Origin of the sequence: Cupriavidus sp. KK10, from assembly GCF_018223725.1 — a bacterium.
GTDB lineage: Bacteria > Pseudomonadota > Gammaproteobacteria > Burkholderiales > Burkholderiaceae > Cupriavidus > Cupriavidus necator.
The window spans coordinates 4,784,578-4,797,388 of the sequence record NZ_CP073677.1; the positions used below are offsets into that span (position 1 = coordinate 4,784,578).

The following is a 12,811-nucleotide window of genomic DNA, read 5'->3' on the forward strand; positions in this document are numbered from 1 at the left end:
GATGGGCCCATGCACGGGGCAAAGGTTCCCGTCCGGGCCGCTCGCACCCGTCAATCGGGGCGCGGCGGACGGCCTGCGGCGGTGCCGCGGGCCGTGCTCGGCCTCACTCGGCCTGCTTCACGGTGCACATCAGCTCGGCCTCGCAGGCCACCTTGTCGTCCACCGTGGCGAACGCCTTGAACTTCCAGATGCCGCGGATATAGCGTTCGACTGTCACGTTCATGTGCAACTGGTCGCCCGGGTACACCACCTGCTTGAAGCGGGCCCCGTCGATGCCGACAAAGTAGTACAGCGCGTCTTCCTTGCGCTCCATGTCGGCGCCGAAGGTCAGCAGGCCGGCCGACTGCGCCAGCGCTTCCAGGATCATCACGCCAGGCATCACCGGATGGCCCGGGAAATGGCCCTGGAAGAACGGCTCGTTCATGGTGACGTTCTTCAGCGTCTTGATGCGCTTCTGCGGATCGAACTCCAGCACGCGGTCGACCAGCAGCATCGGATATCGATGCGGCAGCAGCTTGAGGATCTTGCGAATGTCGATGTCGACTGCGGTCATGATGATTTCTCTTAGTCTTGTGAGGGTTGGGACCCGGCGGCCTGGCCGCGCAGGCGGCGTTCCAGCGCCACCACCCGTTCGCGCAGCCTGGTCAGGCCGCGCACGATGGCTGCATTGCGTTCCCACTCGCCGTGCGGCAGGAACGGGAAGACGCTGGTGAAATGCCCCCCGGGCTTGGTAATGGATTTGGTGATCGAGGTGCCGCCCGACACCGTGGTGCGGTCGGCAATATTCAGGTGGCCGGAAAAATTGGCGGCCCCGCCGATCACGCAGAAGCGCCCGATGCGCGTGCTGCCCGATACCGCGGCGCAGCCTGCGATCACCGTATGGGCCCCGACACGCACGTTATGCGCGATCTGGACCTGGTTGTCGATCTTGCAGCCGTCCTCGATCACGGTGTCGGCCATGGCGCCGCGGTCGATTGCCGTATTGGCGCCGACCTCCACGTCATTGCCCAGCACCGCGCGTCCCGTTTGCGGGATCTTTACGTATTCCACGCCGGTTGCGCTGATGTCCGGCGCGAAGCCAAAGCCGTCCGCGCCGATCACCACGCCGCTGTGCAGGATTGCGCGGGCGCCGACCACGCAATGGTGGTAGACCGAAACATTGGCATAGAGCAGCGAATCGTCGCCGATCTCTACCTGCGCGCCGACATAGCCGTTGGCCAGGATGCGCACCCGCTCGCCCAGGCGCGCGCCGCGCTCGATGACCACGTTGGGGCCGATGTAGCACGAAGCCGGCACCACCGCGTCGGGCGCCACGGTCGCGCGCGGATCGATGCCGGTGCGGGTATCGGTGTTGGCGGCGCGGTCGAAACGCTGCGCCACGCGGGCAAAGCATACGTAGGGATTGCGCGCCACCAGCCAGTTGCGGCCGTCCGCCCTGCCCTCGGCGCGAACGCGCTCGAGGTCGGCTGCCGAGACAATCACGGCGCCGGCCTGCGAATCCAGCGCCTGCTGCAGGTAGAGCGGATTGGACAGGAACGAGAGCTCGCCCGGTCCGGCCTGGTCCAGGGGAGCCAGGCCGACGATCGCCAGGTCGGGGTCACCCACAACCTGCGCGCCGTTCTCGGTGGCGAGCTGACCCAGTGTGGGTGTCTGCATGGCGGTACTTCCTAAAAAAACGAAAGACGAAAGAACGTGAGAACCGGTGCGCCTTAGCGGGCGCCGGCGTTCAGCGCCTTCATCACGTCGTCGGTGATGTCGATGCGCGGGTTCACGTACACCGCTTCCTGCACGATCAGGTCGTACTTGCGCTGCTCGGCCAGCTGGCGGATCACGCGGTTGGCGCGCTCCAGCACCTGTGCCAGTTCTTCATTGCGGCGCTGGTTCAGGTCCTCGCGGAACTCGCGCTGCTTGCGCTGGAACTCGCGGTCCATGTCAGCCACTTCGCGCTGGCGGCGCTGGCGGTCGGAGTCGGCCAGCACGGCCGTGTCCTTGTCGAGCTTGTCGGCCATGCCCTTGATCTTCTGGGCCATGTCCTGCAGCTCGCGGTCGCGCTTGGAGAATTCCTGCTCCAGCTTGACCTGCGCAGCCTTGGCCGGCTGGGAGTCGCGCAGGATGCGTTCGGAGTTCACGGCGGCAATGCGCGCCTCCTGGGCCGAGGCCGGCACCGCGGCGCAGATGGCAGCCGTGGCGAGCGCGGCGGCGCCCAGGGATTTGACCAGTTTGGATGTTGTAATCATTTGAAACAGATCCTTTATCAGAATCAGAATGCCGTGCCGATCTGGAACTGGAAGCGCTGGACCTTGTCATTGGTGTCGCGCTTGAGCGGGAAGCCCATGCTGATCTTCAGCGGGCCAATCGGCGACAACCACGACATGCCAAAGCCGGTCGAGTACTTCAGCTCGCTGAAGCTCAGCGGCTGGCCTTCCTGGTAGACATTACCGAAGTCAAAGAACGTGAACAGGCGCAGCGTGCGGTCCACGCCCGAGCCCGGCAGTGGGAAGATGAACTCGACGTTGCCGATCATCTTCGAGGCACCGCCCACCGGGTTGCCGTTCTGGTCCTTCGGGCCCAGCGTGCTGGTCTGGTAGCCGCGCACCGAGCCGATACCACCAGCGTAGAAGTACTTGAACACCGGGAAAGGGGTGTTGCCATAGCCGTGGCCATAAGCGACTTCGCCGTTCAGTGCCAGCGTGAAGGACTTCGAGATCGGATAGAAGTACTGCTGCTGCACGCTGGCGCGGTAGTACTGCGTATCGCCGCCCGGCAGGCCGACTTCCAGGTTGGCCTGGGTGTACGGGCCCTTGGTTGGCACCAGCGCGCTGTCGCGGCGGTCACGTGCCCAGCCGATGGTGAACGGGAAGTTGTTGATGCCGTCGCCGCTCTGCTTGCCGATCTTGTTCAGCCAGTCGGTGTACTGGGTCGGCGTGTTGACCGACGTATACACCTGGGTCCGTTCGTAGCCGATGCCGAAGAACACCGTATCGACTTCCGAGAACGGCACGCCGAACTTGAAGCCGCCGCCAGCGGACACGATCTTGTAGTCCTGGTCACCGGTGTAGTACAGCGGGCGCGAAGTACGGTAGTAGATGTCGGTCGAGCGGCTGATGCCGTCCACCGTGAAATACGGGTCGTACTGCGTCAGCGCGATGGTCCGGAACGACTTGGCGGTGTTCACGTCCAGGCCCAGGCTGGTGCCGGAGCCGAACACGTTGTCCTGGCGCAGGCCGGCCTGCAGCACCAGCTTGTCGGTGGACGAGAAGCCCACGCCCAGGCTGATCTGGCCGGTCGGCTTTTCAGTCACGTTGACGTTCACATCGACCTGGTCGGGCGCGCCCGGCACGTCTTCGGTGGTGATGTTGGTGTCGGTAAAGTAGCCGGTACGGTTGATACGGGCTTGCGACTGCGTGAGCTTCTCGCTGTCGAACCACGAGCTTTCCATCTGGCGCATCTCGCGGCGCACCACTTCGTCGCGGGTCTTGCTGTTGCCCACCACGTTGACGCGGCGCACGTAGACGCGGCGGCCCGGGTCGACCATCAGGGTCAGCGCGACTTCACGCTTTTCCTTGTCGATCTGCGGCTGCGGGTTGATGGTGGTGAACGCGTAGCCGTACGTGCCCAGCAGGTCGGTGATGGCCTTGGTGCTCTGCGTCAGCTTCTCGGACGAGAAAATATCGCCCTTCTTCAGCTGCAGCAGTTTTTCCATTTCCTCCTGCTTGCCGAGCAGCTCGCCCGCCAGGCGCACGTCGGACACCTTGTACTGGTCGCCTTCCTTGATGTTCAGCGTCAGGAAGATGTCCTTCTTGTCCGGCGTGATCGACACCTGGGTCGATTCGATCGCGAACTCCAGGTAGCCGCGGTTCAGGTAGAACGAGCGCAGCGCTTCCAGGTCGGCGGTCAGCTTCTGCTTGGAATACAGGTCGTTCTTGGTGTACCAGGACAGCCAGTTCGGCGTGGACAGCTGCATCTCGTCGCGCAGCGCGCCTTCCTTGAAAGCCTTGTTGCCGACGATATTGATCTGGCGGATCTTGGCGACCGGGCCCTCTTCGACGTTGAACACGACCGAGACGCGGTTGCGGTCCACCGGCGTGATCGTGGTCTGCACGTCGGCCGCATAGTAGCCGCGCGCGACGTACTGGCGCTTGAGCTCCTGCTCGGCCTTGTCGATCAGTGCCTTGTCGTAGTAACGGGCTTCGGCTACGCCAACGGCACGCAGCGAACGGCGCATCGTGTCCTTGTCGAATTCCTTGATGCCGACGAATTCGAGCTGCGAGATCGCCGGCCGCTCTTCGACCTGGACCACCAGCACGCCTTCCTCGGCGCGGATCTGCACGTCCTTGAAGAAGCCGGTATTGTAGAGGGCACGGATGGCGTCGGCGCCCTTGTCGTCGGTGAAGGTTTCACCGACGCGCACCGGCAGGTAGCCGAAAACGGTACCCGGCTCGACGCGTTGCAGGCCCTCAACGCGGATGTCCTTGACGACGAACGGATCGGCAGCCCAGCCCGCCGGGCTCCAGGCTGCAATAACGGCACTCGCCAGCAAGCCCAGCGAAATGCGCTTATGTCTGATCAATGTTGATCCCCTCTTTGATTCCATCCAGGATTGCGCTCCGATGCCTTATTGGACTGCGCCTGGCAAATGGCGTCCCTGGCGACGGTGCCCGACGACACCACCGCCCCCTTGCCGACACACGTTTCTAGCCGTTCGCCAGAAACATTCGGCTGACGTCATTGAACAAAGCGAGCGAAGTCAGGAGCAAGATGCAGGCGATGCCAACCTTCTGCAGCATTGCCTGCCAGTGGTCTGGGACGGGCCGGCCAGTCAAAAATTCCACGCAATAATACAGCAAATGCCCCCCATCCAGAACCGGAATGGGTAACAAATTGAGTACTCCAAGGCTTACGCTGACCAATGCCAGGAAGCTGACAAAGGCCTGCAGGCCAAGGTTTGCGGCACGCCCCGCGTAGTCCGCCACGGTCAGCGGACCGCTCAGGTTCTGCAGCGAAGCCTGCCCCACTAGCATCTTGCCCAGCAGCTTGAGCGAGAGCGCGCTGGTGTCCCAGACCTGGCCGGCCGCGCGCGCCAGTGCCTGGTCCGGCCGGTAGCGCACGGTTTCCATCTGCACGGCCTGGCTGAGCGCCGCGCCGAGCTTGCCCGCCGGCGCCGGGGTGGCGCCGCTCGCGTCCTTGGCGCCATCACGCGCCACGGCGGTGTCGAGCGTCACCGGCACGTCCAGGCGCTTGCCGTCGCGCTCGATGCCCAGTGTCACGGTCTGGCCGGGCTGGCTGCGCACCGCCTTGATCAGCGCGCTGGCCTGCGTGAGCGGGCTGCCCTGCCAGGCAACGATGCGGTCGCCCTGTTTCAGTCCGGCGCGCTCGGCGGCCGAGTCCGGCAGCACCTCGGTAATCGTCACCGGCCCGCCTTTCAGGTTCAGGCCTAGCGTGGCCAGCGGATCCTGTTCGGGATTGCCGCCGGTATTGGGCAGGCGCGGCAGCGTGACGTCGCGCTCTGTCCCGTCGGCGCCCCGTACGCGCAGCACGGCGCGCGTATCGCCAAAGCCCTCGGCGAATACGGCCATGCGCAGGTCATTCCAGGAGCGCACCGCTTCGGTATGGCCATTGGCGGTCAGCGACAGCACCCGGTCGCCTTCGCGCATGCCGGCCTGCGCCGCCATGGTGCCGGCCGCGGGCGCGGCCACCACCGGCACGGGTTCGCGCATGCCGCCGGCAAAGAGCGCAAAATACAGCACGATTGCCAGCGCAAAATTGGCCAGCGGGCCGGCCGCCACGATCACGAAGCGCTTGCCGACCGGCTGGCGGTTGAAAGCCCGCGGCAGGTCGGCCGGGTCGATCGGCGTATCGCGCTCGGGGTCGACCTCGCGCTCGTCCAGCATCTTGACGTAGCCGCCCAGCGGGATCGCCGCCACCGTCCATTCAGTCCGGTCGCGGCTCTTCGAAATCCAGCGCACCAAGGGCCGCCCGAAGCCGATCGAGAAACGCAGCACCTTCACGCCGCAGGCGCGCGCGGCGAGGTAGTGCCCCATTTCGTGCACATAGATGAGCACGCACAAGGCAACGATGAAAGCGAGTACGGTTTGCATGGAGTCGGGACGTCGGTAACGATGGCTGGACGGGCGCGCCGGCCCCCGGGGGACCCGGGGCCGCCGCAGCCGCTATTGTCGCAGATGCGGCAAGCCGCCCCGCCGCATCAGCGGTTCGCAGCCAGGGCGGCCACGCCGGCGCGTGCCGCCTCGCGCGCCAGCGCGTCGGCTGACAGCACCGCTTCGAGCGTATCGGCAGGCCCTTGAGGTGCCGCCTCCAGCACCTGCCGGACGATGCCGGCAATGTCCGTGAAGCGCACTTTGCCGCCCAGGAATGCCTCGACCGCCACCTCGTTGGCCGCATTGAGTGCCGCTGGCGCCACCCCGCCAGCGCGCAGTGCATCGAAAGCCAGGCCCAGGCACGGGAAGCGCACCAGGTCCGGCTTCTCGAAGTGCAAGCCTCCGGCCACCGTCAGGTCGAGCGGCGTCACGCCCGCGTCGATCCGTTCCGGATATGCCAGGCCATAGGCGATCGGCGTGCGCATGTCCGGGTTGCCCAGCTGCGCCAGCACCGAGCCATCGGTGTAGGCCACCATCGAATGCACGATGCTCTGCGGATGGATCAGTACCTCGATGCGCTCGGCGGGGGCACCGAACAGCCAGTGCGCCTCGATGACCTCGAGGCCCTTGTTCATCATGGTGGCGGAGTCGACCGAGATCTTGCGGCCCATGACCCAGTTGGGATGGGCGCAGGCCTGGTCGGGGGAAATATCGTGCAGCGTGGCCGGGTCGCGCGTGCGGAACGGCCCGCCCGACGCGGTCAGCAGCACCTTGGCGACGCCCCGGCCGTAGCGCGGATCGTCGGCCGGCAGGCACTGGAAGATGGCGTTGTGCTCGCTGTCGATCGGCAGCAGCGTGGCGCCGTGCTCGCGCACCGCATCCATGAAGATGCGGCCCGACATCACCAGCGCTTCCTTGTTGGCCAGCAGCACGCGCTTGCCGGCACGTGCTGCCGCCAGCGTCGGGCGCAGGCCGGCGGCGCCGACGATGGCGGCCATCACCGCATCGGTCTGCGCATCGGCGGCCACGGATTCCAGCGCGGCTTCGCCGTGGCTGACCTCGGTCTTCACGCCGGCCTCGCGCAGCAGCGTTTCCAGTTCGCGCGCTGCCTCTGCGGTCCCCACCACGGCGCGGGCCGGGCGGAATTCAATGCACTGCTCAGCCAGCTTGCGCACCTGCCGGTGGGCGGTCAGCGCATGCACCGCATAGCGGTCGGCATGGCGCCTGATGACGTCGAGCGTGCTTTCGCCAATGGAGCCGGTGGCGCCCAGGATGGTAATGCGATGCATAGCAGACGGCTTCAGAGAAAAATCAGCATCAGGGCCGCCAGCGGGAACACTGGCAGCAAGGCGTCGATCCGGTCCAGCACGCCACCATGGCCGGGCAGCAGCCGGCTGCTGTCCTTCTTGCCAACCTGGCGCTTGAGCAGCGATTCGAACAGATCGCCGACCACGCTCGCCGCGACCAGCAGCGTGGTCAGCACCGCCACATAGGCCAGGCCGCCACGATCTCCCATCGCGGAGAACCACGTCGGTGCAAAGGCATGGGTGGCGGCGAGCGCCAGGCCGATCACCAGCGCCAGCAGCCAGCCGCCGATGGCGCCCTCCCAGGACTTGCCCGGGCTGATGCCAGGCGCCAGCTTGCGCCGGCCGATGGCCTTGCCGGTGAAATACGCGCCGATATCGGCCGCCCACACCAGCACGGCCGCGGTCAGCAGCACGCCGATGCCGGCGCCGCGCAGGATCATGGTGGCATGGGCGAACGCGGGCAGCATCACCAGCCCCAGCACCGCGCCCAGGGCGGTAAACGACGGCGTCGCGGTGCGCACGCCGCGCGCCAGCAGCACCACCGCGACGCCCCAGCAGACCACCGCGGCTTCAAGCAGCCAGGTGATGGCGTGGCGCAGCGGCAGGTCATGCCAGGCAATGGCCGCGATCAGGCACGCCAGCGCATAGACATAGGGCCACGGCCCGCGCAGCCCGATCAGGCGGCCGAATTCCCAGCCGGCCAGCAGCACGATCACGGCCACCAGCCCGGCCAGTGCCGCGGGCGGCGCCAGGAACAGGATTGGCAGGATCAGCAGCAACAGGCACAGGGCGGTGATGACGCGGGTGAGGAGCATGCGCTGCAGTCCCGTGAGAGGTTGGAGTTGCCAGGGTCAGGCGGTACCCGATAGTCCCGGGGCGACCAGCTGTGCGCTGGTGCGGCCGAAACGGCGTTCGCGCTGGCGGTACGAGGCGAAGGCCTTGTCCAGTTCCGCGGCGTCGAAATCCGGCCAGAAAACGTCGGTGAAATACAGCTCGGAATACGCCAACTGCCACAGCAGGAAATTGCTGATGCGCTGTTCGCCGCCGGTGCGGATGAAGAGATCCGGCTCCGGCGCATAGGCCATCGCCAGGTGCGGCGCCAGCACCGATTCGTCGATCGAGGCCGGGTCGAGCATGGGCGAGCGCGCCAGCATCTTGCGCATGGCCTGCAGCAGGTCCCAGCGGCCGCCGTAGTTGGCAGCGATGGTCACGGTCAGGCCGGTGTTGCCGGCCGTGCGCGCCTCGGCATCGCGGATCATCTGCTGGATGCGGGGGCTGAAGCGGTCCAGGTCGCCCACCACCCGCAACCGGATGTTGTTGGCGTGCATCTTCACCACTTCGCGCCGCAGGGCCATCATGAACAGCCGCATCAGGAACGAGACCTCATCCGCCGGGCGCCGCCAGTTCTCAGAACTGAAGGCGAACAGCGTCAGGAACTGCACGCCGCGGGCGGCGCTGGCTTCCACCACCGCACGCACCGCGTCCAGCCCCCGGGTATGCCCGGCAACGCGTGGCAGGTGCCGCTGGGTCGCCCAGCGGCCGTTGCCGTCCATGATGATGGCAACGTGGCGGGGGACGTAGGAGGTATCGGGTACGTCGAGCGTTGAACTGATGTGCTGCATGATGGCAGACGGTCGTTGACTGCCCCGGCCATGCCGGGACGGGGTCAGACCGTCATGATCTCCTTCTCTTTCTCGGCGACCATCTTGTCGATCTCGGCCACGTACTTGTCGGTCAGCTTCTGCACTTCGTCCTGGCCGCGGCGCTCGTCGTCCTCGGAAATGGTCTTGTCCTTGACCAGCTTCTTGAACTGCTCGTTGGCATCGCGGCGCAGGTTGCGCACGGCAATCTTGGCGCCCTCGGCCTCGCTCTTGACGACCTTGGTCAGCTCCTTGCGGCGCTCTTCGGTCAGTGCGGGCATCGGCACGCGGATCACTTCACCCATGGTGGCCGGGTTCAGGCCCAGGTCGCAGTCGCGGATGGCCTTCTCGACCGCGCCCACCATCTTCTTTTCCCAGGGCTGCACCGTGATGGTACGCGCATCGGCCAGGCCGATTGCCGCGACCTGGCTGATGGGAACCATCGAGCCGTAGTAGTCCACCTGAACATGGTCGAGCAGGCCGGTGTGGGCACGGCCGGTGCGGATCTTCGCCAGATCGGCCTTGAAGGCTTCGATCGACTTCTGCATTTTTTGCTCGACGCTCTTCTTTGTGTCGGCGACGCTCATTTTTACCTCCGGAAATCAGCCAACCATGATCCCCCTGGCGGGGATCGAAAATGAATCATTCTACTCTTTGCCCGGCCGGATACCAGCGTTGCAGCGCGGCATCCGGCGCCGGACTCACACGTGCACCAGGGTACCCTCGTCCTCGCCCAGGATCACCCGCTTGAGCGCGCCCGGCTTGACGATCGAGAACACCTTGATCGGCAGCTTCTGGTCACGGCACAGCGCAAAGGCGGTGGCGTCCATCACCTGCAGGTTGCGGGAGATGGCCTCGTCGAAGGTGATGGTGGTGTAGCGCGTGGCGCTGGGGTCCTTCTTCGGGTCGGCGGTGTACACGCCGTCCACCTTGGTGGCCTTGAGCACGATCTCCGCCCCGATCTCGGAGCCGCGCAGCGCGGCGGCGGTGTCGGTGGTGAAGAACGGGTTGCCGGTGCCGGCGGCGAAGATCACCACCTTGCCCTCTTCCAGCTGGCGGATCGCGCGCGGGCGGATATAGGGCTCGACCACCTGGTCCATGCGCAGCGCGGACTGCACGCGGCCTTCGATATTGGCGTGGCGCATCGCGTCCTGCAGCGCCAGTGCGTTCATCATGGTGGCCAGCATGCCCATGTAGTCCGCGGTGGCGCGGTCCATGCCGGCGGCGCCGCCGGCGACGCCGCGGAAGATGTTGCCGCCGCCGATGACCACCGCGACCTGCACGCCGAGCTTCACGATCTCGGCAATGTCGTTCACCATCGCCTCGATGGTGGAGCGGTTGATGCCGAAGGCATCTTCGCCCATCAGGGCTTCACCGGACAGTTTCAGAAGGACGCGCTTGTAGGCTGGCATGTTCACCCTCGGACAGGAGCAAATCGCTCGGTTGAGACGATCTTGAGACGTATGTTTTGGCGCCGGCGGCACGGATCCTCGTGCCGCCGGCGGAAGAAAGCCGGTTTTCGGGGTGCCCCGGACTGCCGGACCACCACGGAAACTGGCTGCTGCGGTGCAACGCGGCATGCGCAGCGTCGCACTACTTATGCAGAGGGGCACCTTACGGCGCCCCTGCGGCATTATAGGCGCCCGGACCAGCCCGAACGGGCAGTCCGCGGCGCCCCGGACATCAGCCCTTCTGGGCAGCGGCCACCTGGGCGGCCACTTCAGCGGCGAAGTCGTCCTGCTTCTTCTCGATGCCTTCGCCCACCACGAACAGGGTGAAACCCTTCACGGTCGTGTTGGCGGCCTTCAGCATCTGCTCAACCGTCTGCTTGTCGTTCTTCACGAACGGCTGGTTGAACAGCGAGACTTCCTTCAGGTACTTCTGCACCGAACCCTCGACCATCTTGGCGACGATTTCGGCCGGCTTGCCCGACTCGGCAGCCTTCTGCTCGGCAATGCTGCGCTCCTTGGCGATCAGCTCGGCAGGGACCTGCTCGGCCGACAGCGACACCGGCTTCATCGCGGCCACGTGCATGGCCACGTCCTTGGCGGCGGCTTCGTCGCCATCGAACTCGACCATCACGCCGATGCGGGTGCCGTGCAGGTACGACACCAGCTTGCCGCCGTTGGCGTAGCGGGCAAAGCGGCGGATCGTCAGGTTCTCGCCGATCTTGCCGATCAGGGCGGTGCGGGTGGCTTCAACGCTCACGCCGTCGATTTCCAGCGCCGACAGGGCGGCCACGTCGGCCGGGTTCTGCTTGGCGATCAGTTCGGCAACCTTGGCCGAGAAAGCCAGGAAGTCGTCATTCTTGGAGACGAAATCGGTCTCGCAGTTCAGTTCGACCAGCACGCCGGTGGTGCCGTCGATGAACGATGCGACCACGCCTTCAGCGGTCACGCGCGACGCGGCCTTGCTGGCCTTGTTGCCCAGCTTGACGCGCAGCAGCTCTTCGGCCTTGTCCAGGTCGCCGTCGGCCTCGGTCAGGGCCTTCTTGCATTCCATCATCGGCGCGTCGGTCTTCGCGCGCAGTTCTGCAACCATGCTTGCGGTAATTGCCGCCATTTGTCACTCCTTGAATGGTTCACGCCGGCTGCCGGCAGTCGCCTGCGGCACCCGGTCGGTGGGTCTACAGCACACCCGCGGCAGATACTGCCTGCGGCGGGTGACAACAATTCAAATTCAAAAAAAGGGGGCGCCAGATGTGCCCCCTTTTTATTGCCCTTCTTGCCCGGCTGCCGGCGTACCCCGGCTTTCGCCTTGCGCGCAGCCCGTGGTGACGGGCGGCAAGCGTTGCTTGTCTGTCGTGCGGTGACGATGCGCGCTAGCGGGTTCCTTTCCGGCAATCAGGCGGCGGGCAATCAGCCTTCCTGCACTTCGACGAATTCGTCGTCGCCGCCGCGAGCGGCTTCAACCACTTCCTGCACAGCGTTGGCACGGCCTTCCAGGATCGCGTCGGCCACGCCGCGCACGTACAGGGCCACGGCCTTGCTCGAGTCGTCGTTACCCGGGATCACGTAGTCGATGCCTTCCGGCGAGTGGTTGGTATCAACCACGCCGATCACCGGCACGCCCAGCTTGTTGGCCTCGGTCACGGCAATCTTGTGGTAGCCGACGTCCACCACGAAGATCGCGTCTGGCACGCCGCCCATGTCCTTGATGCCGCCGATCGACTTTTCCAGCTTCAGCATCTCGCGCTCGAACATCAGCGCTTCCTTCTTGCTCATGGTGTCCAGCGCGCCGGCTTCCTTGGCGGCTTCCATGTCCTTCAGGCGCTTGATCGAGATCTTGACCGTCTTGAAGTTGGTCAGCATGCCGCCGAGCCAGCGGGCGTCGACATAGGGCATGCCGGCACGGCCAGCTTCTTCAGCCAGGATTTCGCGCGACTGGCGCTTGGTACCCACGAAAAGGATGGTGCCGCGATTGGCTGCCAGCTGACGCACGTACTTCATTGCGTCCTGGAACATCGGCAACGTCTTTTCGAGGTTGATGATGTGGATCTTGTTGCGATGGCCGAAGATGAAGGGGGCCATCTTCGGGTTCCAGAAGCGGGTCTGGTGGCCGAAGTGGCAACCGGCTTCCAGCATTTCGCGCATGGTAACGGACATGTAAATCTCCAAAGGGTTAGGTCTGAAGCCCGCCCCGACATTCCTGAAAAGGAACACCCCGGATAGGCGGGCCAGCGATTTCAAACAGCAACAGGAATATCCTGCAAAATTCCGGCCTGGCGCACGCAATGCTGCGCCGCAACCAAGTCAGCCTGCTATTG

The 12,811-nt window shown here is 65.4% G+C and carries 12 protein-coding genes; all 12 read right to left on the reverse strand.

Translation table 11 applies throughout. The features are described from left to right. Positions 1–103 precede the first annotated feature (103 nt). On the reverse strand, positions 104–553 hold the full coding sequence (gene fabZ / locus KB879_RS22300) for a 3-hydroxyacyl-ACP dehydratase FabZ (RefSeq protein ID WP_211979781.1): 450 nt from the start codon (positions 551–553) through the stop codon (positions 104–106). 11 nt (positions 554–564) lie between these two features. Further along, entirely contained in the window at positions 565–1,656 is a 1,092-nt protein-coding gene (lpxD, locus tag KB879_RS22305; protein WP_153956064.1) for a UDP-3-O-(3-hydroxymyristoyl)glucosamine N-acyltransferase, read from the reverse strand. Positions 1,657–1,709: 53 nt separating this feature from the next. Continuing rightward, complete coding sequence (locus KB879_RS22310) at positions 1,710–2,237, reverse strand: OmpH family outer membrane protein (protein WP_013956952.1); 528 nt, start codon at positions 2,235–2,237, stop codon at positions 1,710–1,712. Positions 2,238–2,260: 23 nt separating this feature from the next. Beyond that, complete coding sequence (bamA, locus tag KB879_RS22315; protein ID WP_013956953.1) at positions 2,261–4,594, reverse strand: outer membrane protein assembly factor BamA; 2,334 nt, start codon at positions 4,592–4,594, stop codon at positions 2,261–2,263. Positions 4,595–4,694: 100 nt separating this feature from the next. Continuing rightward, positions 4,695–6,098: an RIP metalloprotease RseP gene (rseP, locus tag KB879_RS22320; RefSeq protein ID WP_211979782.1), complete on the reverse strand. Its 1,404-nt coding sequence runs from the start codon at positions 6,096–6,098 to the stop codon at positions 4,695–4,697. A 107-nt stretch (positions 6,099–6,205) separates the two neighbouring features. Then, positions 6,206–7,387, reverse strand: coding sequence for a 1-deoxy-D-xylulose-5-phosphate reductoisomerase (ispC, locus tag KB879_RS22325; protein ID WP_211979783.1), 1,182 nt, complete (start codon positions 7,385–7,387; stop codon positions 6,206–6,208). A gap of 11 nt (positions 7,388–7,398) precedes the next feature. Beyond that, positions 7,399–8,220: a phosphatidate cytidylyltransferase gene (locus tag KB879_RS22330; RefSeq protein WP_013956956.1), complete on the reverse strand. Its 822-nt coding sequence runs from the start codon at positions 8,218–8,220 to the stop codon at positions 7,399–7,401. A 36-nt stretch (positions 8,221–8,256) separates the two neighbouring features. Beyond that, entirely contained in the window at positions 8,257–9,027 is a 771-nt protein-coding gene (locus KB879_RS22335) for an isoprenyl transferase (protein WP_013956957.1), read from the reverse strand. A 44-nt stretch (positions 9,028–9,071) separates the two neighbouring features. Beyond that, complete coding sequence (gene frr, locus KB879_RS22340; RefSeq protein ID WP_013956958.1) at positions 9,072–9,632, reverse strand: ribosome recycling factor; 561 nt, start codon at positions 9,630–9,632, stop codon at positions 9,072–9,074. 114 nt (positions 9,633–9,746) lie between these two features. Then, positions 9,747–10,457 (reverse strand): UMP kinase, encoded by a 711-nt coding sequence (pyrH, locus tag KB879_RS22345; RefSeq protein WP_013956959.1) that lies wholly within the window; start codon positions 10,455–10,457, stop codon positions 9,747–9,749. Between the two features lie 271 nt (positions 10,458–10,728). Beyond that, complete coding sequence (gene tsf, locus KB879_RS22350; protein WP_013956960.1) at positions 10,729–11,607, reverse strand: translation elongation factor Ts; 879 nt, start codon at positions 11,605–11,607, stop codon at positions 10,729–10,731. A 296-nt stretch (positions 11,608–11,903) separates the two neighbouring features. Further along, the gene (gene rpsB, locus KB879_RS22355; protein ID WP_013956961.1) at positions 11,904–12,650 is read right to left on the reverse strand and encodes a 30S ribosomal protein S2; all 747 of its coding nucleotides are present in this window, start codon (positions 12,648–12,650) and stop codon (positions 11,904–11,906) included. Positions 12,651–12,811: the final 161 nt, after the last annotated feature.

Bases quoted from the DNA above. Each gene is read 5' to 3' on its own strand.
- fabZ (WP_211979781.1), bottom strand. From the start codon at position 553: ATGACCGCAGTCGACATCGACATTCGCAAGATCCTCAAGCTGCTGCCG.
- frr (WP_013956958.1), bottom strand. From the start codon at position 9,632: ATGAGCGTCGCCGACACAAAGAAGAGCGTCGAGCAAAAAATGCAGAAG.
- KB879_RS22310 (WP_013956952.1), bottom strand. From the start codon at position 2,237: ATGATTACAACATCCAAACTGGTCAAATCCCTGGGCGCCGCCGCGCTC.
- KB879_RS22335 (WP_013956957.1), bottom strand. From the start codon at position 9,027: ATGCAGCACATCAGTTCAACGCTCGACGTACCCGATACCTCCTACGTC.
- rseP (WP_211979782.1), bottom strand. From the start codon at position 6,098: ATGCAAACCGTACTCGCTTTCATCGTTGCCTTGTGCGTGCTCATCTAT.
- ispC (WP_211979783.1), bottom strand. From the start codon at position 7,387: ATGCATCGCATTACCATCCTGGGCGCCACCGGCTCCATTGGCGAAAGC.
- tsf (WP_013956960.1), bottom strand. From the start codon at position 11,607: ATGGCGGCAATTACCGCAAGCATGGTTGCAGAACTGCGCGCGAAGACC.
- bamA (WP_013956953.1), bottom strand. From the start codon at position 4,594: ATGGAATCAAAGAGGGGATCAACATTGATCAGACATAAGCGCATTTCG.
- KB879_RS22330 (WP_013956956.1), bottom strand. From the start codon at position 8,220: ATGCTCCTCACCCGCGTCATCACCGCCCTGTGCCTGTTGCTGCTGATC.
- pyrH (WP_013956959.1), bottom strand. From the start codon at position 10,457: ATGCCAGCCTACAAGCGCGTCCTTCTGAAACTGTCCGGTGAAGCCCTG.
- lpxD (WP_153956064.1), bottom strand. From the start codon at position 1,656: ATGCAGACACCCACACTGGGTCAGCTCGCCACCGAGAACGGCGCGCAG.
- rpsB (WP_013956961.1), bottom strand. From the start codon at position 12,650: ATGTCCGTTACCATGCGCGAAATGCTGGAAGCCGGTTGCCACTTCGGC.